At 70.0% G+C, this 20829-nt stretch carries 21 protein-coding genes; 17 read left to right on the top strand and 4 right to left on the bottom strand.

The genetic code is table 11. The annotated features are described in order from the left end of the window. The first annotated feature begins 82 nt into the window (after positions 1-82). From OG456_RS07070 to OG456_RS07055, 4 genes are read left to right on the top strand one after another with little or no spacing between them, the layout of a single operon-like run. Complete coding sequence (locus OG456_RS07070) at positions 83-826, top strand: amino acid ABC transporter ATP-binding protein (RefSeq protein WP_266558311.1); 744 nt, start codon at positions 83-85, stop codon at positions 824-826. Positions 827-842: 16 nt separating this feature from the next. Continuing rightward, entirely contained in the window at positions 843-1766 is a 924-nt protein-coding gene (locus OG456_RS07065) for a glutamate ABC transporter substrate-binding protein (protein ID WP_266558309.1), read from the top strand. Positions 1767-1775: 9 nt separating this feature from the next. After that, positions 1776-2420, top strand: coding sequence for an amino acid ABC transporter permease (locus tag OG456_RS07060; protein ID WP_266558307.1), 645 nt, complete (start codon positions 1776-1778; stop codon positions 2418-2420). Further along, complete coding sequence (locus OG456_RS07055; RefSeq protein WP_266558306.1) at positions 2417-3286, top strand: amino acid ABC transporter permease; 870 nt, start codon at positions 2417-2419, stop codon at positions 3284-3286. The genes OG456_RS07060 and OG456_RS07055 overlap by 4 nt, the downstream gene beginning before the upstream one ends. Before the next feature lie 54 nt (positions 3287-3340). On the opposite strand, the gene OG456_RS07050 is transcribed toward OG456_RS07055, so the two are convergent. Together OG456_RS07050 and OG456_RS07045 are read right to left on the bottom strand one after the other, a co-directional pair. Beyond that, complete coding sequence (locus OG456_RS07050) at positions 3341-4915, bottom strand: alpha/beta fold hydrolase (protein ID WP_266558305.1); 1575 nt, start codon at positions 4913-4915, stop codon at positions 3341-3343. 143 nt (positions 4916-5058) lie between these two features. Beyond that, positions 5059-5817 carry a hypothetical protein gene (locus OG456_RS07045; protein WP_266558304.1) on the bottom strand — a complete coding sequence of 253 codons (759 nt, stop codon included), beginning with the start codon at positions 5815-5817 and terminating at the stop codon, positions 5059-5061. A 103-nt stretch (positions 5818-5920) separates the two neighbouring features. On the opposite strand from OG456_RS07045, the gene ggt reads away from it, so the two are divergent. Both ggt and OG456_RS07035 read left to right on the top strand, forming a co-directional pair. Then, complete coding sequence (ggt, locus tag OG456_RS07040) at positions 5921-7771, top strand: gamma-glutamyltransferase (protein ID WP_266558302.1); 1851 nt, start codon at positions 5921-5923, stop codon at positions 7769-7771. Positions 7772-7941: 170 nt separating this feature from the next. Further along, positions 7942-8640 carry a glycoside hydrolase family 75 protein gene (locus tag OG456_RS07035; RefSeq protein ID WP_266558300.1) on the top strand — a complete coding sequence of 233 codons (699 nt, stop codon included), beginning with the start codon at positions 7942-7944 and terminating at the stop codon, positions 8638-8640. Between the two features lie 246 nt (positions 8641-8886). On the opposite strand, the gene OG456_RS07030 is transcribed toward OG456_RS07035, so the two are convergent. After that, a complete protein-coding gene (locus OG456_RS07030; RefSeq protein ID WP_266558298.1) occupies positions 8887-9390 on the bottom strand; it encodes a DUF5994 family protein in 504 nt (167 codons plus the stop codon). 290 nt (positions 9391-9680) lie between these two features. Between OG456_RS07030 and OG456_RS07025 the strand changes: the two genes are divergently transcribed. The 3 genes from OG456_RS07025 to OG456_RS07015 all read left to right on the top strand — a co-directional run bounded on the left by OG456_RS07025 (position 9681) and on the right by OG456_RS07015 (position 10805). Continuing rightward, positions 9681-10253, top strand: coding sequence for a DUF5994 family protein (locus tag OG456_RS07025; RefSeq protein ID WP_266558296.1), 573 nt, complete (start codon positions 9681-9683; stop codon positions 10251-10253). Between the two features lie 5 nt (positions 10254-10258). Beyond that, positions 10259-10447, top strand: a complete 189-nt coding sequence (locus OG456_RS07020; RefSeq protein WP_266558294.1) for a hypothetical protein — start codon at positions 10259-10261, stop codon at positions 10445-10447. 115 nt (positions 10448-10562) lie between these two features. After that, positions 10563-10805, top strand: a complete 243-nt coding sequence (locus tag OG456_RS07015; RefSeq protein ID WP_266569102.1) for a hypothetical protein — start codon at positions 10563-10565, stop codon at positions 10803-10805. A 123-nt stretch (positions 10806-10928) separates the two neighbouring features. Here the strand turns inward: OG456_RS07015 and map are convergent, their stop codons facing one another. Next, positions 10929-11696, bottom strand: coding sequence for a type I methionyl aminopeptidase (map, locus tag OG456_RS07010; RefSeq protein ID WP_266558292.1), 768 nt, complete (start codon positions 11694-11696; stop codon positions 10929-10931). A 52-nt stretch (positions 11697-11748) separates the two neighbouring features. Between map and OG456_RS07005 the strand changes: the two genes are divergently transcribed. From OG456_RS07005 to OG456_RS06970, 8 genes are all read left to right on the top strand, one after another. Beyond that, a complete protein-coding gene (locus OG456_RS07005) occupies positions 11749-12000 on the top strand; it encodes a helix-turn-helix domain-containing protein (RefSeq protein ID WP_266558290.1) in 252 nt (83 codons plus the stop codon). Positions 12001-12118: 118 nt separating this feature from the next. Further along, positions 12119-13450: a hypothetical protein gene (locus OG456_RS07000; protein WP_266569101.1), complete on the top strand. Its 1332-nt coding sequence runs from the start codon at positions 12119-12121 to the stop codon at positions 13448-13450. A 174-nt stretch (positions 13451-13624) separates the two neighbouring features. Then, on the top strand, positions 13625-14467 hold the full coding sequence (locus OG456_RS06995; protein ID WP_266558288.1) for a nitrilase-related carbon-nitrogen hydrolase: 843 nt from the start codon (positions 13625-13627) through the stop codon (positions 14465-14467). 47 nt (positions 14468-14514) lie between these two features. Beyond that, positions 14515-15801: an aspartate aminotransferase family protein gene (locus tag OG456_RS06990; protein ID WP_266569100.1), complete on the top strand. Its 1287-nt coding sequence runs from the start codon at positions 14515-14517 to the stop codon at positions 15799-15801. A 51-nt stretch (positions 15802-15852) separates the two neighbouring features. Continuing rightward, a complete protein-coding gene (locus OG456_RS06985; protein WP_266558286.1) occupies positions 15853-17397 on the top strand; it encodes a PucR family transcriptional regulator in 1545 nt (514 codons plus the stop codon). A 102-nt stretch (positions 17398-17499) separates the two neighbouring features. Then, complete coding sequence (locus OG456_RS06980; RefSeq protein WP_266558284.1) at positions 17500-18342, top strand: nitrilase-related carbon-nitrogen hydrolase; 843 nt, start codon at positions 17500-17502, stop codon at positions 18340-18342. 25 nt (positions 18343-18367) lie between these two features. Continuing rightward, positions 18368-19774, top strand: a complete 1407-nt coding sequence (hydA, locus tag OG456_RS06975; protein ID WP_266558282.1) for a dihydropyrimidinase — start codon at positions 18368-18370, stop codon at positions 19772-19774. Positions 19775-19790: 16 nt separating this feature from the next. Beyond that, complete coding sequence (locus tag OG456_RS06970) at positions 19791-20810, top strand: TIGR03842 family LLM class F420-dependent oxidoreductase (RefSeq protein WP_266558280.1); 1020 nt, start codon at positions 19791-19793, stop codon at positions 20808-20810. Positions 20811-20829 lie beyond the last annotated feature (19 nt).

Here is a 20829-nt window from a genome sequence, read left to right as displayed (position 1 = left end):
TGCGTGCGTGTCGTCGGTCAAGTCCAAAATTGACGTGGATAGTTTGCGCGGACCGACACAGCTGAGAGTGGGCAGGTCTGCCATGGCCGTCGATCCGTTGATCGAGCTGCGTGACGTCAACAAGTACTACGGGGAGCTGCATGTCCTCCAGGACATCAACCTCACCGTCGGCAAGGGGGAGGTGGTGGTGGTCATCGGCCCCTCGGGGTCGGGAAAGTCGACGCTCTGCCGCGCGATCAACAGGCTCGAGACGATCCAGTCGGGGAACATCAGTCTCGACGGACAGCCGCTTCCGGAGGAGGGCAAGGCCCTGGCCCATCTGAGGGCCGAGGTGGGGATGGTCTTCCAGTCCTTCAATCTCTTCGCGCACAAGACGGTCCTGCAGAACGTCTCCCTCGCCCAGATGAAGGTCAGGGGCCGCAAGAGGGACGAGGCCGACAAGCGCTCCCGTGAACTCCTGGACCGGGTGGGGCTCGCCTCGCAGGCCGCCAAATACCCCGCCCAGCTCTCCGGCGGCCAGCAGCAGCGCGTGGCCATCGCCCGCGCCCTCGCGATGGACCCCAAGGCCCTCCTCTTCGACGAGCCGACCTCGGCCCTCGACCCGGAGATGATCAACGAGGTCCTCGAGGTGATGCGGCAGCTCGCCCGCGAGGGCATGACCATGGTCGTGGTCACCCACGAGATGGGCTTCGCCCGCTCCGCCGCCAACCGCGTCGTGTTCATGGCCGACGGCCGCATCGTCGAGGACCGCACCCCCGAGGACTTCTTCACCAACCCGCGCAGCGAGCGGGCCAAGGACTTCCTCTCCAAGATCCTCAAGCACTGAGCGGGGAGCGCACCGCATGATCCGTCCGACACGTGTGTGCCGTGCCCTGGCGGCGCTCACGGCACTGCTCGCCGTCTCCACGGCCGCCGCCTGCGGCAAGGAGGGCAGCCCGCCGACCAAGGGCCCGGCCCCCGACAAGCTGCCCACCTACCAAGTGGCGAAAGACTTCCGACTGCCCTCCTCGCCCACCTGGGAGCGCGCCAAGAAACGCGGCTACTTCATCGTCGGCGCCAAGGAGGACCAGCCGTACCTGGGGGAGAGGGACCCGGCGACCGGCCTCTTCTCAGGCTTCGACATCGAGATCGCCAAGATGATGTCCGCCTCGCTCGGCTTCCCCCCGAAGACCATCCACTTCAAGACGATCGCCTCGGCCAACCGCGAAACCGCCCTGCAGAACGGTCAGATCGACTACTACGTCGGCACCTACACGATCAACGCCATGCGCAAGAAGCTCGTCGGCTTCGCGGGCCCGTACTTCCTGGCGGGTCAGGACCTGTTGGTACGCAAGGACGAGAACGACATCCACGGCCCGCAGGACCTGGCCGGCAAACGCGTCTGCTCGGCGAGCGGTTCGACCCCCTACCAGCGCATCAAGACCGACTACCCGAAGGCGACGCTCGTCGCGTACGACACGTACTCGGTCTGCGTCGACAACCTGCTCACCTACCAGGTCGACGCCGTCACCACCGACGACGCGATCCTGATCGGCTTCGCGGCGAAGGTGCCCGACCAACTCAGGGTCGTGGGCAAGCCGTTCTCCGAGGAGCCGTACGGCATCGGTGTGCGGCGCAGCGACAACGCGCTGCGGATGGCGCTCAACGACGCTTTGGAGGCCCGCGAGAAGAACGGCGACTGGAAGAGGGCCTTCGAGGCGACGCTCGGCCAATCCGGCGTGCCCGCGCCCACCCCGCCCCCCATCGACCGCTACCCGGCGAGCTGAGGAGGCCCCGTGGACGTACTGACCAGCAATTTCTCCACCTTCGCCAAGGGGTTCCTCGGGACGGTCGAACTCACCGTCTACGCCTCGGTCCTCGCGCTCGTCCTCGGTTTCCTGATGGCGTCGTTCCGGGTCGCGCCCGTCGGATCCTTCCGGGCCTTCGGCACGGTGTGGGTCACGGTCCTGCGCAACACCCCGCTGACCCTGCTGTTCTTCGCGGTGCTGCTCGGCCTGCCGCGCTTCGGAATCGTCCTGCCCTTCCAGGTGTTCGCGATCCTCGCCCTCGGCTGCTACACCTCCGCCTTCATCTGCGAGGCCCTGCGCTCCGGCATCAACACGGTCCCCAGGGGGCAGGGCGAGGCGGCCCGCAGTCTCGGCATGACGTTCGGCCAGACGCTGTCGCTGGTCGTCCTCCCGCAGGCCTTCAAGTCCGTCATCCCGCCCGTCGGCTCGACCCTCATCGCCCTCGCCAAGAACTCGGCGATCGCCGGCGCGTTCAGCGTCAACGAGCTGCTCGGCACCTACAAGACCCTCAGCGAGCTGGGCTACAACATCATCTGGACCTTCTTCTGGATCGCCGTCGGCTACCTGATCATCACCCTCACCATCAGCGCGATCTTCAACGTGCTCGAGAAGCGCTGGGGAGTTCCCCGTTGAAAGCTCTTGCCCACGACGCGACGGCCCTCTACGACGTACCGGGACCGAAGACCGAGCGCCGGCACCGGCTGTACGGCGTGCTGTCCACGCTGATCGTGCTCGGCCTGCTCGCCTGGATCTTCTACCTCCTGTTCGACACCGACCAGTTCACGTACACGAAGTGGATGCCGTTCGAGTACAAGGGCATCCAGGAGCTGCTCCTACGCGGGCTCGGCAACACGCTGAAGGCCTTCGCCATCGCCGCCGTGCTCTCGCTCGTGCTCGGGACCGTCCTCGCGGTGGGGCGCCTGTCCGACCACAGGCCGGTGCGCTGGCTCGCCACGCTCGTCGTGGAGTTCTTCCGCGCGATGCCCGTCCTGGTGATGATCTTCTTCATCTTCGTGGCGCTGAAGGTCCAGCCGCTGCCCGCCCTCGTCGCCGGGCTCGCCCTCTACAACGGCTCGGTGCTCGCCGAGGTCTTCCGCTCCGGCGTCAACTCCGTCGAACGCGGCCAGGGCGAGGCCGCGTTCGCGCTCGGCATGCGCAAGACCCAGGTCATGACGCACGTCCTCGTGCCGCAGGCCGTACGCGCCATGCTGCCCGCCATCATCAGCCAGCTGGTGGTCGCCCTGAAGGACACCTCGCTCGGCTACCTCATCACCTACGAGGAGTTCCTCCACGCCGGGAAACTCATCGCCTCGAACCTCGACTACGATTTGCCTTTCATCCCCGTGGTGATGGTGATCTCTCCGATCTACATCGGGATGTGCATGCTGCTTTCGTGGTTCGCCCAGTGGGTGTCCAAGCGCCAGCGGCGCAACCCCAAGGTCGAGGCGGCCGAAGTCGCCCCGGCCGAACCGGGGACGCTGCTGCCGGGGGTGCAGTAGCAGGGGCTCCTTGCAGAGACCACAGGGCCATGCCCGCCCGGCAGCAGCCGGAGATCACTGCTCGCGCAGGGGGATCGACACGTATGACGGGTCGTCCTTCGGCGAGGAGAAGGTCAGCTGTGCGCCGGTCGGGTTGTGCTCGATATAGAGCGGGTCGACCGTGTCGACGACCAGGGCGAGCCGGTGCCCTGCCGGGACGTCGTAAGCCGTGGAGAACAACTCCAGGTCCACGCCGAACGGAGCACCGGGTGTCTTGCCGTGGAAGGTGTACGGCGCGTTGCTGACCAGCTTGCCGAGGCCGAGCGGGCCCACGTCGTAGAGGTACGCGACGAGGGTTCCGCTCTCCTTGGTCGGGGTGAGCGTCGTGTGCAGCCTCGCCGTCCCGCGCACATGCTGTTCGGACGTGTACTTCTCCGACTGCCACACGCCCGCCCAGCGGCGCGGCAGCAGCGGCACCGAGGCCGTCGGGGGCAGCCGCAGGAACTGGTCGAGGATGTTCGAGAGTTCCAGGAGTCCGCCGTCAGCGCCCGAGTCGACGTTCGTGTGGATCGTGGTCGTGCCCGCGAGTGCGATCTTCTTCTTCGTCGCGCCGACCGACTTCCAGTCGGGGTAGCTCTCGTACGCGCCGGTGGAGCGGGACTTGATGCGGACGGGGAGCTCGCGGTCGACGCCGTTGTCGTCGCCCTTGAGGTAGTGGTCGAACCAGCGGTGCGTGTCCTCCCACGTGTCGTTGGGCAGCCCGAGCAGTCCGGTCGCCTCGGCCGTGGCGTGGTCGCCCGGGCGGAACTCCAGGCGCTTGGGCGTGGTGAGCTTCTCGTAGAAGTCCGCGTACTGGTTGGGCGGGAAGATGGTGTCGCCCCAGGCGTTGCCGAGCAGGATGGCGGCGCCGTTCTTGTTGATGCTGTCGATGTACGTCTCGGGGGAGCGCTTCTTGCCCCACGCGATCATGTCGTCCTCCTTGGCCAGGTTCGAGCCGAGGAAGTCCTTCATGACCTGCTGGAGTTCGGGGCTCGGGCGGCCCGTGAGATAGCCGGCACCGGAGAGCAGGGCGGCGGCCTGGAAGTGCTGGGTGCGGCCCGAGTAGATCGAGTCGATCAGGTCGCCCCAGCCGCTGAGCGCCGCCACGGCCTTGATGCGCTTGTCGTGCCCCGCGGCGAGCAGGCTGATGCCCGCGCCGTAGGAGACGCCCGCCATGCCGACCTTGTCCGGGTCGGCCTGCGTGTGCGCGAGGGCCCAGTCGATGACCTTCGAGGCGTCCTCGATGTCCTCGGGGCCGCCGACCTCGATCTCGCCGCCGGACTGCCAGAAGCCGCGCGAGTTGTAACTCACCACAACATAGCCGGAGTCGGCGAGCTGCTTGGCCTGGGCGAGGTACTCGATCTGCGGCACGGCCCAGCTCGTAGGGAGCACGACGACCGGGTATCTGCGCGAGGTGTCGGAGGGGGCCACGACGTTGGCCTTGAGGACCGTTCCGCCGGCGCCGCTGATGTCGACGAAGCGCACGCCCGGCCCCGGCGCCGCCTGCGCGGTGGGGGTCAGGCCGAGTCCTGCCCCGGCGATCAGGGTCGCGGACACGGCACCAACAGTGGTCGTACGCAGCGCTCTGCGCGGGTGTCGCGGGTGTCCCACGGGTCACTCCTCACTCGTGTCAGTGCAAAGTGACCCGACGGTAACCGTGGCGTCTTACCGTAGGTAACCCGTCGGTAAGTTACGTACGGGTAACGATGTTCTGTTGTTCAACGGAGTCCGCCGGGCGGCAGGTCAGGAGCGGGCTACTTCGCCCGGTGGGAGGAGGCGCGGGGCGTCGCCGCCGGGGCCGGCGCCTGGGCGGCGCGGGTGACGTCACCGACCAGCTCGACCACATCGGGGCCGTACGCCTGGGAGTTGACGACCTTCAGGAGGAGCGCGAACGCGTTGCCGCCGTGCTTGCGGGCCAGGCGCTCGTGGTGGCGGGCGAGATAGCGGGTGGCCGCCTGGTTGGTGACGGGCAGCTGGCCGCAGAAGAGGAAGACCGGGCGCGAGCCCTGCCCCTGGCCCGCCGTCAGCCGGGCGAGCAGCACGTACTCCGTGATCCCCGGCTCCAGGCGGTAGCGCTCGCTGCCTATCTGGAACGCGCCGCGGTCGGGGCCGGGCTCCGGGTCCGTGTTGACGCGGATGCCCGGCAGGAGGCTGTGCATATGGGCGGCCATCCGGCGGTTCGACGCCGGTCCGCCCACGCAGAACTCCGTGCGCTCCCCGAAGCCCTGCTGGGCCGTGTCGTGCGCGACGACCTGCGCGTGCGCCCCGCAGTCCTTGATGATCGCCGAGAGTTCGAGCAGGGCGAAGACGTCGTGACGCTTCACCGTCAGCTCGGGGCCGCCCGCGTCGCGGTTGACCACGAGGAGCGACTCGGAGTTGTCGGGCAGCCCGAAGAAGGCCTGCCTGCGGCGGAGTTTGCGCTTCCACAAGTAGGTGCGGGCGAGCCAGCCAAGGGCGGCGCTGATCCCGGCTGCGATCACGCCGAGGACGATGTTGCGCACGTCTTCAGTCATGGGGGCGCATGCTAGCGGTCGGACGGATCCTTGTTCGAGGGGGTCCTGACGCCATCCGGAACTGAAGTTACGCTGCGCAGACTGCTGTTGACTGGAGGTACGGATGAGACGTCCTGTTGCGCGGAATCAGCGAGGTCTGCGAAGTCTGCGGAATCTCTCGGGACTGGCGGTCGCGGCCACGTTGGTGACGGTGGGCGCTGCCGCGCCCCCGGCTTCCCCCGCGTCCGAGGCCCACGACGCACCCGCGCAGAAGGTGCCGCTGGCCGTCGGCTACGGCGGCGCGGTCTCCAGCGTCGACGCGGACGCGTCCGCCGCCGGCATCGAGGTCCTGCGCAAGGGCGGCAACGCGGTCGACGCCGCCGTCGCCACGGCCGCGGCGCTCGGCGTCACCGAGCCGTACTCCGCGGGTGTCGGCGGGGGCGGCTATTTCGTGTACTACGACGCGAAGACCCGCAAGGTGCACACCATCGACGGCCGCGAGAGGGCCCCGCTCACCGCGGACTCGGGGCTCTTCCTGGAGAACGGCAAGCCGCTCGACTTCAACGACGCGGTGACGAGCGGCCTGAGCGTCGGGACGCCGGGCACGCCCGCCACCTGGCAGACCGCGCTCGACACCTGGGGCAGCGAGCGCCTCGGCTCGGTGCTGCGGCCCGCGCAGAAGCTGGCCCGGGACGGGTTCACGGTCGACGCCACGTTCCGCTCCCAGACCGAGGCGAACCAGGCGCGGTTCAAGGACTTCCCCGCCACGGCCAAGCTGTTCCTGCCGGGCGGCGCGCTCCCCGTCGTCGGCTCCACGTTCAAGAACCCCGATCTCGCCCGCACCTACGACGAGTTGGCGCACAAGGGCGTCGGCGCCATCTACCGGGGCGACATCGGCGAGGACGTCATACGCACCGTGAACAAGCCGCCCGTGGACCCGGCGTCGGGCCGGGTCGCGCGGCCCGGCAAGCTGTCCGTCAAGGACCTCAAGGCGTACGGGGCGAAACTCCAGGCCCCGACGCGGACCTCGTACCGCGGGCTCGGTGTCTACTCGATCGCGCCGTCGTCCTCGGGCGGCACGACGGTCGGCGAGGCGCTCAACATCCTTGAGCGGACGGACCTGTCCAAGGCCACGCAGGAGCAGTATCTGCACCGCTACATCGAGGCGAGCCGGATCGCGTTCGCGGACCGCGGGCGCTGGGTCGGCGACCCCGCCTTCGAGGACGTGCCGGCGAAGGAGCTGCTCTCGCAGCGGTTCGCCGACTCGCGGGAGTGCCTCATCAAGGACGACGCGGTCCTGACGAGTCCGCTGGCGCCGGGCGATCCGCGGCACCCCGGCGAGTGCGGTGAGCCGGGCGACAAGGCCGCCCCGACGACGTTCGAGGGCGAGAACACGACCCATCTGACGGTCGCCGACAAGTGGGGCAACGTCGTCGCGTACACGCTGACGATAGAGTCGACGGGCGGCAGCGGCATCACGGTCCCGGGCCGCGGCTTCCTGCTCAACAACGAGCTCACGGACTTCTCGTTCGCGCCGGCCAGCCCGGCGGTCCACGACCCGAACCTGCCGGGGCCCGGCAAGCGCCCGCGCTCGTCGATCTCCCCGACGATCGTCCTTGACCGGCACGACCAGCCGGTGGTGGCGCTCGGTTCGCCCGGCGGCGCGACGATCATCACGACCGTCCTCCAGACCCTGACCGGCTTCGTCGACCGCGGGCTGCCCCTGGTGGACGCGATCGCCGCGCCCCGCGCCAGTCAGCGCAACGCGGCGGCGACGGAGCTCGAACCGGGCCTGTGGGACTCGCCGGCGAGGGCGCGCCTGGAGGCGCTCGGCCACGTCTTCAAGCAGAACCCGGAGATCGGCGCGGCCACGGGCGTGCAGCGCCTGAAGAACGGCGAGTGGCTCGCGGCGGCCGAGAAGGTGCGGCGCGGCGGCGGCTCGGCGATGGTGGTGAGGCCGGCCTTCGGCGGCTGACCGAACGTGCGGTGAGGGGCCCGTGGGTCCCGCCGGTTGATGTGCGATCGATGTCAACTGGCGGGAGCCGCGGGCCCCCTGGCGTATTCAAGGGGTTGACAGGTACCTGCGGTGGCGCAAGATTTGCTCCCCGAAGGTAAGGAAACTTTCCTAACAGAAGGGTCCCCCACGTGCGTACCCGAACGCTCGCCCTCACCGCCTCCGCCGGAGCCGCGCTGCTCGCCACGGCTCTGCTCCCCACGAACGCCACCGCCCGCGAGAGCGGCCCCCAGCGCGCCCAGGAGGGCACGGTCAGCGCGGCCGACCTGCTCGCCAAGGTCACGTCCTGCTCGCAGATATCGAACGGCAAGTACCGCACCGACGAGGAGGCCTCGGCGACCGTGCCGGTCTGCGGCAAGAACGGCGCGGTGTTCTGGAAGGCCGACATGGACATCGACTGCGACGGCCGGATCACCACGCAGTGCAACGCCGACACCGACCCGTGGTTCCAGGACGACACGGCCTTCCACCAGTCCGACGGCAAGCCGCTGAGCGCCGAGAACCTCCCCTACGTGGTCGTGCCCAGCTCCAGCAGCATCTGGAACTACGCGGGAGCCGGCATCAAGGGCGGCGGCGTCGTGGCCGTCATCCACAACGACAAGGTCGAGTACGCGGTGGTCGGCGACACCGGCCCGGACAAGATCATCGGTGAGGCGTCCTACGCCACCGCGAAGGCCCTCGGCATCGACCCGGACCCGGAGACCGGCGGCACGGACTCCGGCGTCACGTACATCGTGTTCAAGAACAACCAGACGTCCCCGATCGAGAGCCACAGCGCGGCGGTGACCCTCGGCGACTCCCTGGCGAAGAAGTTCCTACAGGACAACTGAAGAAGTCCCAGGACAGCTGAGGGCGAAGGTGACGCCCCCGCCGAAGGGCGCCTCCCCCGGGTTTACGCTGCGCTCTCGCGTGCTCGTTCCGAATGCGCCGATGGGACAGCACGGCCCGGGGGAGGGCCGCCGGACGGCGGCGGTGAAAGTCGGTGTGGTGACGCGCGGGTAAGGCAGGTCGACGCGCGGCCCGGTGCCATCGGCCCGGCCCGCTGAGGCGTCGTTCACGGACGACTGCGTCCCGATTCATGCCGATGCCCCGTGCTCCCCGCTGGAGTTGGGAGGGGTGGCGACGAGGATCTGCGCGGCCTGGGTGGTGTTGTCGGCGTGGACGGCGCGGGCCATCGCTTCGCGGGCGGCATCAGCGGAAGTGTCCGGGGGGACCAGCAGCAGGGCGAAGTGGTCGTTGTCGCCGCGGGTGATGAGGACGGTGTCGTCCCCGACCGGGTCGGAGTCGAGGTGCACGACGCGGTCGTCGATCACCAGGCGGACGGGGAGGCTGTTCCAGGAGGATGCGTCCAGACCGACCCGGGTGATCGGGCCGAGGTGCTCGGTCAATACGCTGATCAGCGCAGGGAGTTCGGCTTCGATGTTCCGTGTACGCGGCCACCACGCGCCGTCCAGGACTCCCTCTCGGGAGCTCGTGGTCTCCAGCCGCAGCAGGGCCGTACCGGGTTTCACCGCCTGGTGGATCGCGTCCGGCAGGAGCAGCGGGGGTGTGTGGGGGATGTGGGCGTCGGAGTCGGCCATGGCTGGTCCGCCCGTCTACGAGGTACGGCCGTCGTCTCGTCGCAGGTGGGCACGGCTACCGGTGCCCGGCAGCAACGTGCGTGCGCCTGCCGTCGTTTCACGGTACTCCCGCCGCCCCCGCCACCGCACGTCCGACGGGAAATACCTGGTCAGGACGGTCAAAGCCTGCCAAACAGATGTAGAATGAAAACACCGGGAGTACTTCGCGCACCGGTTTCCACGCGGGTGTCGTTTCCGGGGATCACGAAAAACCGGGCTGCCGACGGGTAGCCCGGGGGCAGGTCCTCATCATGATCACCACCCTCGATCGGACCGCGCCGCGCGACCTCGCCACAGAGCTCCCGGCACGCTTGTCCCTCACGCCGAAGACCACCCTCGCCGGCCAGCTCGACGGGGCCTGGTGGCCCTATTCACGCGACCTCGAGGCGGAGCTTCCGCCGCTCGCGGCCGCACTCGATACAGCCTGGGGGCGCATCACAAGCGTCACCGTGAATCCCACTCGCTGGCCCGTCATCCCGCGAAAGGTGTCTGTGGCCGGGCACACCATGCATGTGGGCTGGTTCACCGAACAGCACCCCGACAAGCTGATTCTGCTCTCCTACTCTCTCGGCCGCTGGGACCTGCTGGTGATCCCGCCCGAGACCGAGCCCGCCGCCGCGGCCCGACTGATGGCCGCCGCAGCGATCCCCGGGAGCGTCCTCACCGCCGGCGCTCTGATGGCCGATGAAGTCGTCATCGGGCGCGGCATTCGCGACGCCCAACGCGGGGAGGCCAGCTGGGAAAGCGAAGGCGGGGCCTGCATGTCCCCCTTCGGGAGCCCGATGGGTCAACGCGCCATCCCGCTGCCCGGCGCCACGAGGTGAGTTCCATGGAGACCGTCGTCCTCGTCGCGGCGATCATCCTCGCGACCGGCATCGGGATGCGCATGATCCACTTGCTCAACGCGCGGCACGATGCCCGGATCGCGGCCCACCACTACAGCGACCCCCTGCCGAGACTTCCCGGCCGGCCGGACGACACCAGCCGTCGAGCCCACCGTGGGCACGCCGACCGGTGAAGAAGCACCTTCCTGCGACCGGGGGCAGTGAGTGGGGCGCACAGCGCCCCACTCGCCGACTTCTCGCCCACTCTGAAGGGGACACGCCAAAGTGAAGTACATCGAGACCCAGACGATGCCGTCTCTCGGACACGCCGAGGTCCGGATCATCGCGCACACGCCCGAAGCCGCCCGCGCGGTCGCGGAGGTGCTTCGTCGCTCCTTCGCAGGCGCGGAACAGCGCAGCTACCCCGGCCTCGACGGCGACACCCGCCTCCACCTCACCGTGGACACGACGACACCCGCCGGGCCCGCCCGGTCGTGGCTGGCCACCAGCAGATACCCCGCCGACATCAGCACTCATTTTGACGAGATCTGAGCCGGGCCCGGGAACACGCCCCGCACACTTGCGCAAGTCGCTGACAGTTGCCTCCGGGCTGGTCCATGCCGCACGCCCGGCGTGAGGCACTCGCCCGGGCCGCGCCCCCCGGTCGCGTCCCGCTCAGAGCGTCGTCAGGATCCGCGGCCCCGCGTCCGTGACGGCCACCGTGTGTTCTGCGTGGGCGGCGCGGGTGCCGTCGCTCGTGCGCAGGGTCCAGCCGTCCGGGGCCGCGTAGTAGTCGTCCATGCCTCCGGCGATCACCATCGGCTCGATCGCGATCACCATGCCGTGCCTGAGGCGCATGCCCCGGCCCGCCCGTCCCTCGTTCGGGACGGGCGGGTCCTCGTGCATCTTGCGGCCGATACCGTGCCCGCCGAAGCCGTCCGGGATGCCGTACCCCTCCGCCCGGCACACTTTGCCGATGGCGTGGGCGATGTCCCCGATCCTGTTGCCGACGACCGCCGCCGCGATGCCCGCCGCGAGCGCGCGCTCCGCCGTCTCGATGAGGCGTACGTCCTCGGGGCGCGCCGTGCCGACCGTGAAGCTGATCGCCGAGTCCCCGGCCCAGCCGCCCAGTTGGGCGCCGAAATCGGCCGAGAGCAGGTCGCCGTCGCGCAGCCGGTACCCGTCGGGGATGCCGTGCACGATCGCGTCGTTCACCGACGCGCACAGGACCGCCGGAAAGGGGGTCGGGGCGAACGAGGGGCGGTAGCCGAGGAAGGGTGAGCTCGCGTCGGCCGCGCGCAGGACGCCGTGCGCCACCGAGTCCAGCTCCAGGAGCGAGACCCCTACGGCCGCCTTCTCGCGGACCGCCGCGAGCGCCTGGGCCACGACCCGGCCCGCTTCCCGCATCTCGTCGATCGATGTGTCTGTCTTGAGTTCCACCATGCCAATTACAATACCGGTATTTGAATGGGGGTTCTGCCGGTAGACTGGACGCATGGTCCGAACCCCCCTGACCCCCGAAGAGCGCGAGCGCGGTGAGCGGCTCGGCCTGCTGCTGCGCGAGGCCCGGCGCGGGCGGAGCATGGTCGAGGTCGCCGCGAGCGCGGGTCTGTCCGCCGAGACGCTCCGCAAGATCGAGACCGGCCGTGCGCCCACCCCCGCCTTCTTCACGGTCGCGGCCCTCGCCCAGACCCTCGGCCTCTCCATGGACGAGATCGCGGCGAGCTGCTCACCGGTGACCGTCTAGCTGCGCCGAGTGAGGACGGTGCCACTCCGGAAAAGCCCCCGTAGCGCCCTCGAAACACGGAGGGTGTTTTCTTCCGAACCGGAAGACTCCACTCTGCGGAGGGATCGGGCGGCGTGTGATGGAAGTGGAACAACTCCCTGACCAGGTCCGGGAGTTCGTGGTGTACCTGCGGAACCTCCTGGCCCGGCTCGACCAGGACGCCGGCTGGTGCGGCATCTTCTGGCAGCGCGACCCGGACGGAATGCGGGTCTGCCTCACGGGCGCCGAGGTGCCTCCCTGGGATGTCGTGGAAGCCCTGCTCCAGGATCTGGGCGTGGGCGGGGGATCCTACGAGGCCGAGGTCGAGGCAGAGTCCGTACGGGCCCGTGCCCTGCACCGCGCCTCGCTCACCGCCTTCGACGCGCGGCCCGGCGGGCGTGACCTCCTCGGTGACCGGCTCGACGTGATGCTCCGCGAGCAGCGGTACGCCGCCGAGCGCCAGGTGGAGCTGGCCCAGCTCCTGCACACGGCCGCCACACGCGAGCAGGCGGAGGCGATGCGCCTCGACCTGGCCTGGGCGCGCGACGACCACGAACGCGCGACGGCCCGCTGCGCGGAGCTCCACCGGAGGATCGCGGACCTGGACCGACAGCCGCCACCGCCGCCACCCGTGCCCGTACCGCAGCAGCGTCCGCAGCCACCGCCGCCCGAACCCCCGGGACGCTCCAAGCCTCCCAAGGAACGCAAGCGCCGCCCCCGCGGCAGCGCCCGTTTCGCCGGAATGCTCGACGAGGCCGCGCCCGCCGACGACACGCCCCTGCCCACCGCCCTCGCCGTTCAGGGCCCGTTACGGGACTTTGCCGCGAGCCCCCGCGGCGCCCGGTTCGCCGGAGCCGCCGAAGGAGAGGCGACGGCACCGCCCGCCCCGCAACACCTCGACAGCGAGGCGCGCGGCGCCATCGCCGCCTGCGTCGGCGCACTCCTGCGGCTGCGCGCCGAAGGCCGCGGCGGGGAGGCGCACGGCGTGCTCGTCGAGGCCGCCCACTGGCCCGCCGCCCGATTCCCGCTGTTCGCCGCCGAATTGAACCGCGCGGGCCTCGGCGCCGACTGGGCGACCCTGCTCTGGGAGACGGCCTCGCTCCCGGCGGACCTCCTCGTGGCCGCCGCCGACGCGCTCGCCGCCGCGGGACGCACCGCCGACGCACAGCAGATCCTGCGCCAGGGAGTGGCCCGCCCCGCCCCCGAGATCGGCGCGTCCGTGCTCCGTCTCACCGGCGAGGGCCGCCACCGCGAGACCCGCGCGCTCCTCGACGCGTACGTCCGCGTACGCACCCCCGAAGAGGCCGCCCGCAGCGTGCACGACGACCCCGGGCGCCTCGTCCCGTTGCTCGTCGAGGCGGCGCGCGGCGTGTCCGACGAGCGGTACTGGGACGTCGTGCACGCGCTCAGAGTCGCCGGGTTCCACGCGTAGCCCGGTCACTCCTCACCCGCACGGGTGCGAAACATGATCGATTCCGCCGGTTAACGGCGATGGTCTTGGCAAGGCCGCCGGTGAGGCTTACGTTCGTCCCTCTACGGCCTGTGTCTACGGGCGTAGAGGCTCTCTGACGTCCCCCGGCGGGGGCAACAGGCAAAGGAGCGGCACATGGCCCACGTCGTACGCGCCGCGCTGGTCCAGGCGACCTGGACGGGCGACACCGAATCCATGATCACCAAGCATGAGGAACATGCGCGGGAGGCAGCCCGGCAGGGCGCCCGGATCATCGGCTTCCAGGAGGTCTTCAACGCCCCCTACTTCTGCCAGGTGCAGGAGGCGGAGCACTACCGCTGGGCCGAGCCCGTGCCGGACGGGCCGACCGTGACCCGGATGCGGACGCTGGCCCGCGAGACCGGGATGGTCGTCGTCGTACCGGTCTTCGAGGTCGAGCAGTCCGGGTTCTACTTCAACACCGCGGCCGTGATCGACGCCGACGGCACGTACCTCGGCAAGTACCGCAAGCACCACATCCCGCAGGTGAAGGGCTTCTGGGAGAAGTACTACTTCAAGCCGGGAAACCTGGGCTGGCCGGTCTTCGAGACCGCCGTCGGCCGCGTCGGCGTCTACATCTGCTACGACCGGCACTTCCCGGAGGGCTGGCGCCAGCTCGGCCTGAACGGCGCCCAGCTCGTGTACAACCCGTCCGCCACGAGCCGCGGCCTCTCGGCGTACCTGTGGCAGCTGGAGCAGCCGGCCGCGGCCGTCGCGAACGAGTACTTCATCGCCGCGATCAACCGCGTCGGCGTGGAGGAGTACGGCGACAACGACTTCTACGGCACGAGCTACTTCGTCGACCCCCGTGGGCAGACCGTGGGCGACGCCGCGAGCGACAAGGACGAGGAACTCCTCGTGCGGGACCTCGACTTCGGCCTCATCGACGAGGTGCGCCAGCAGTGGGCGTTCTACCGGGACCGCCGGCCCGACGCATACGAAGGGCTGGTGCAGCCATGACCACTGTCACTCGTGAAGGAGCCGACGAAGGGACCCGTGCGACCTCGATGACCCCCGACCTCCATGCCCGTCACCGCGCCGTCCTGCCGGACTGGCTCGCCCTGTACTACGACCGCCCCATCGAGATCACCCACGGCGAGGGCCGCCACGTCTGGGACGCCGCCGGGAACAAGTACCTCGACTTCTTCGGCGGCATCCTGACGACGATGACCGCGCACGCCCTGCCGGAGGTGACCAAGGCGGTCAGCGAGCAGGCCGGACGCATCATCCACACCTCGACCCTCTACCTCAACCGGCAGATGGTCGAACTCGCCGAGCGCGTCGCCTCGTTGTCCGGCATCCCGGACGCCCGTGTCTTCTTCACCACCTCCGGCACCGAGGCCAACGACACGGCGCTGCTGCTCGCCACCGCGTACCGCCGCTCGAACCAGATCCTCGCGATGCGCAACAGCTACCACGGCCGGTCCTTCTCCGCCGTCGGCATCACCGGCAACCGCGGCTGGTCCCCGACCAGCCTCTCCCCCCTCCAGACGCTGTACGTCCATGGCGGGGTACGCAGCCGGGGCCCGTACGCGCAGCTGACCGACGCCCAGTTCATCGAGGCGTGCGTCGACGACCTGCGGGACATCCTCGGCCAGACCCGTGGCGTCGCCGCGCTGATCGCCGAACCCATCCAGGGCGTCGGCGGGTTCACCTCGCCGCCCGACGGCCTATACGCGGCGTTCCGCGAGGTGCTCCAGGAGCACGGCATCCTGTGGATCGCCGACGAGGTGCAGACCGGCTGGGGCCGCACCGGCGACCACTTCTGGGGCTGGCAGGCACACGCGCAGAACGGTCCCCCCGACATCCTGACCTTCGCCAAGGGCATCGGGAACGGCATGTCCATCGGCGGCGTCGTCGCGCGTGCCGAGGTCATGAACTGCCTCGACTCCAACTCCATTTCGACGTTCGGCGGCTCGCCGGTGACGATGGCCGCCGGCCTCGCCAACCTCATCTACCTCCTCGAACACGACCTCCAGGGCAACGCCCGCCGCGTCGGCGGCCTCCTCATCGAGCGGCTGCGGGCCATCGGCGCCACCACGGAGTGCGTACGAGAAGTGCGCGGCCGGGGCCTGATGATCGGCATCGAGCTGGTGAAACCCGGCACGGACGAGGCCGACCCGGACGCGGCGGCGCGCGTGATCGAGGCGGCCCGCGAGGGCGGACTCCTCGTCGGCAAGGGCGGCGGGCACAACACCAGCGTGCTGCGCATCGCGCCGCCCCTGACGCTCACCGTCGCCGAGGCGGAGGAGGGCGCGGCCGTCCTGGAACGGGCCCTGCACAGCGCCTGTTAGCCGAGGCAGCGGGTCTGCCAGCCGAAGGCAGTGCCAACGAAGGGGCCCCCGATGACCGTCACCGCCGCCGAACACGGCCTGTCCGTACGGCAGATACTCGCCCTGGAGCGGATCGCGGCGGGGGAGCCCGAGGTGGTCGCGGGGGCCGGTCACCTCGACCGGCCCGTGCGCTGGGTGCACGTCGCCGAGGCCGCCGACGTCGGGGTGATGCTCAGCGGCGGCGAGATGGTCCTCACCACCGGCGTCCTCCTGGCCGGGAACGCCCACGCCAGGACCGAGTACATCAAGTCCCTGCACCGCGCGGAGGCGGCGGCCGTCGTCCTCGGGCTCGGCCGTGCCTTCCCGTCACCGCCCGAGGACATGCGGCGCGCGGCCGAGCGGTACGGGCTGCCGATGGTCGTCCTGCACCGCCCGTTCCCCTTCGCCGAACTCACGGAGGAGGTCCAATCGAGGCTCGTCCGTCGGAAGTTCGCCGCCGTCAGCCTCTCCGAGGGAATCCGCACCGCGCTGACCGGACTCATCACGGCGGGCGCCCCGCTCCAGCGGCTCCTCGACGAGATCGCCGCGCACAGCGGATGCCCCGTCGTCGTCGCCAACCTCGCCCACCGTGTCCTCGCCACCGCCGGTGAGCGGTCCGCCGTGGACGACGTGCTGCGCGACTGGGAACGCATCGCGCGCCGGGCGGGCTGCGCCGACGGCGCCGACTGGTACCGCGCCGACCTCGACGGGCGCGGCGAGCGCTGGGGCAGCGTCGTGCTGTGCGGCTACCGGGGCGACGGCCCCACCGGACGGCTCCTCGCCGAACGGGCCGCCGAGGCCCTCGTCCTGCACCGCATGCTCGGCGGCGCCGCCCACACCTGGGAGGAACAGTCGGCGCAGAGTATCCTCACCGACCTCGTCTCCGGCGTCGTACCGGCCCGCCAGCTCCTGCCCCGGGCCAGGGCCGCCGGGCTCCCCGTCAACCGCCGCACCTTCGCCCCGCTAGTCGTCCGCGACGGAGACCCGGCAGAACTCGACCGCGTACTGCGCCTGTTGGGGCTCTCCGGACTTGCCGCCGAACTCGCGGACGGCGCCACCGCCGTCCTGCTCAGCCTCGCCCGCGACCAGGCCGCGGGACCGCTCACCGAGCACTTCGCGGCCCGCCTGCGCACCGGGGCGGGGGAGCAGGTCGTCGTGGCCGCCGCCGAGCCGTGCACCGGCTGGGACGACGTGCCCGCCGGGCTGCGCGAGGCGCTGCACATCGCGCAGGCCGCGGCCGGCACACCGGACGTCCCGCCCGTCGTGCGCCTGCGCGACGTACGCCTGCGAGGCCTCGTACGGCTCCTGCGCGACGACCCGCACGTCCAGGCCTTCGCCGAACGCGAGCTGGACGGGCTCCTGTACGCCGACGACCCGGGCCTGCTGCCCGTGCTGCGGACCTATCTCGCGACCGGGCGCAACAAGTCGCGCACGGCGCAGCTCCACCACATGAGCCGCCCCGCCCTCTACCGCAGGCTGGAGGTCATCGAGTCGCTCCTCGGTCTCGACCTCGACGACTTCGAGCAGGCCGCGTCCGTCCACATCGCCCTCCTCGCCCATGACACGCAGAGAGGGTGACAGCGTGGAACGCCGTACGGCTCCAGACGTGACACGGTGCAACTCCGGTACGCGGCCCGGACTTCCTAGGCTCACGGCACACCGAGCGACCGGAGGTCCCCGATGAGCACCGTGATCCGCGCCGCGATCTTCCAGACCGCCTGGACGGGCGACAAAGAGTCCATGATCCAGGTCCATGAGCAGGCCGTTCGCGACGCCGCCGCGCAGGGGGCGAAGGTCCTCTGCTTCCAGGAGCTGTTCTACGGCCCGTACTTCTGCCAGGTGCAGGACGCGAAGTTCTACGAGTACGCCGAGGCGATCCCCGACGGCCCCACCGTCCGCCGCTTCCAGGCGCTCGCCGCCGAGCACGGCATCGTCCTCGTGCTGCCGATGTACGAGGAGGAGCAGCCCGGCGTCCTCTACAACACGGCCGCCGTAATCGACGCCGACGGCACCTACCTCGGCAAGTACCGCAAGACCCACATCCCTCAAGTGAACGGATTCTGGGAGAAGTTCTACTTCCGGCCGGGCAACTCCGGCTGGCCCGTCTTCGACACGGCTGTCGGAAAGATCGGCGTCTACATCTGCTACGACCGGCACTTCCCCGAGGGATGGCGCGCGCTCGGTCTCGAAGGCGCGCAGATCGTCTTCAACCCGTCGGCGACCTCGCGCGGCCTGTCCGGCTACCTGTGGCAGCTGGAACAGCCGGCGTCCGCCGTCGCGAACGAGTACTTCGTCGGCGCGATCAACCGCGTCGGCCAGGAGGAGTACGGCGACAACGATTTCTACGGGACGAGCTACTTCGTCGACCCGGAGGGCCGGTTCGTGGGGGAGGTCGCCGGGGACAAGGAACCCGAACTCGTCGTACGGGACCTCGACATGGCCAAGCTGCGCGAGGTCCGCGACCGCTGGCAGTTCTACCGCGACCGCGCGCCGGGCGCGTACACGCCGCTGACCAACCCGTAGGCAGCGCAGACACGGAAGAGGGAGTATGAGCAGCAGCCGTACCGTCATCCGCGGCGGACTCGTCGTCACCGCCGCCGACGAGATCCACGCCGACGTACTCATCGAGGACGGGCGCATCGCCGCCCTCGCCGCGGCAGGCACCGACGCCGCGGAATCCTGGACCGCGGACCGGACGATCGACGCCCGCCAGAAGTACGTCATCCCGGGCGGTGTCGACGCGCACACCCACATGGAGATGCCGTTCGGCGGCACCTTCGCCGCCGACACCTTCGAGACGGGTACCCGGGCGGCGGCCTGGGGCGGCACCACCACCATCGTCGACTTCGCCATCCAGTCCGTCGGGCACACCCTGCGCGAGGGCCTCGACGCCTGGCACGCCAAGGCCGACGGGAACTGCGCGATCGACTACGGCTTCCACATGATCGTCTCCGACGTGCACGACGAGACGCTCAAGGAGATGGACCAGCTCGTCGCCGAGGGGGTCACATCGTTCAAGCAGTTCATGGCGTACCCCGGCGTCTTCTACTCCGACGACGGGCAGATCCTGCGCGCCATGCAGCGGGCCGGTGAGAACGGCGGCCTCATCATGATGCACGCCGAGAACGGCATCGCGATCGACGTCCTCGTGCAGCAGGCCCTGGAGCGCGGCGAGACGGACCCGCGCTACCACGGCGAGGTCAGGAAGGCGCTCCTCGAAGCCGAGGCGACGCATCGCGCCATCAAGCTCGCCCAGGTCGCGGGCGCGCCCCTGTACGTGGTGCACGTCTCGGCGCAGGAGGCGCTCGGCGAGATCGCGCGCGCCCGCGACGAGGGTCTGAACGTCTTCGGCGAGACCTGCCCGCAGTACCTCTTCCTGTCCACGGACAACCTCGCCGAGCCGGACTTCGAGGGCGCCAAGTACGTGTGCAGTACGCCTCTGCGGCCCAAGGACCATCAGGCGGCCCTGTGGCGTGGCCTGCGCACGAACGACCTCCAGGTCGTCTCCACCGACCACTGCCCGTTCTGCTTCACCGGGCAGAAGGAGCTGGGCCGCGGCGACTTCTCGAAGATCCCCAACGGCATGCCCGGCGTCGAGAACCGCATGGACCTTCTGCACCAGGCCGTCGTCGACGGACACATCTCGCGCCGCCGCTGGATCGAGATCGCCTGCGCGACCCCGGCCCGCATGTTCGGCCTCTACCCGAAGAAGGGCACCATCGCGCCCGGCGCCGACGCCGACGTCGTCATCTACGACCCGCACGCCGAGCAGGTCGTCTCCGCCGAGACCCACCACATGAACGTCGACTACTCGGCGTACGAGGGCAAGCGGATCACCGGCCGCGTCGAGACCGTGCTCTCCCGCGGCGAACTCGTCATCTCGGAGCGGGAGTTCACGGGCCGCGCCGGTCACGGCGTGTACACCGCGCGCTCCACCTGCCAGTACCTGAACTAGAAACGTGGTGGATCCCATGGACTTCGGACTCGTCCTCCAGACCGACCCCCCGGCCTCCGGCGTCGTCTCCCTCATGCAGCGCGCCGAGCGCGAGGGCTTCACCCACGGGTGGACCTTCGACTCGGCCGTGCTGTGGCAGGAACCCTTCGTCATCTACAGCCGGATCCTGGCCGAGACGTCGCACCTGACCGTCGGCCCGATGGTCACCAACCCGGGCACCCGCACCTGGGAGGTCACCGCCTCCACCTTCGCCACCCTCAACGACATGTACGGCAACCGCACCATCTGCGGCATCGGCCGCGGCGACTCCGCGATGCGCGTCGCCGGACGCAAGCCCAACACGCTCGCCCGGATCAGCGAGGCCATGAAGGTCATCAGGGCGCTCGCCCGGGGCGAAGAGGCCGACCTCGGAGGGACGGTCATCCGTTTCCCCTGGGTGCGGAACGGCGCCCAACTGCCGGTCTGGATGGCCGCGTACGGGCCCAAGGCCCTGAAGATGGCAGGCGAGGAGGCCGACGGTTTCATCCTCCAGCTGGCCGACCCGTATCTGACCCAGTACATGATCAAGGCCGTACGGGACGCGGCCGCCGGCGCGGGCCGCGACCCGTCCGAGGTGAAGATCTGTGTGGCGGCGCCCGCCTACGTCACCGCCGACGACTCGCCCGAGGCCCTCGCCCACGCGCGCCAGGAGTGCCGCTGGTTCGGCGGCATGGTCGGCAACCACGTCGCCGACCTCGTCACCAAGTACGGCGAGCACTCGTCGATGGTCCCCGACGAACTCACCGACTACATCAAGGCCCGACAGGGCTACGACTACGCCCACCACGGCAGGACCGGGAACCCCGACACGGCGTTCGTACCGGACGAGATCGTCGACCGGTTCTGCGTCATCGGCACCGCACAGGACCACGTCGAGAAGCTGCGCGCCCTGCGGGACCTCGGCGTCGACCAGTTCGCGCTCTACGCGATGCACGACGCGAAGGAGGAGGTGATCGACGCGTACGGGGAGCACATCATCGCGGCGGTGAACGCCTGAGGCGATCCCGTGGGCAACG

It is taken from the genome of Streptomyces sp. NBC_01446 (assembly GCF_026340095.1).
GTDB classification, from domain to species: Bacteria; Actinomycetota; Actinomycetes; order Streptomycetales; family Streptomycetaceae; genus Streptomyces; species Streptomyces aureus.
Note: the sequence above shows the minus strand (reverse complement) of the source record. Positions and strands in the feature narration are given on the sequence as shown.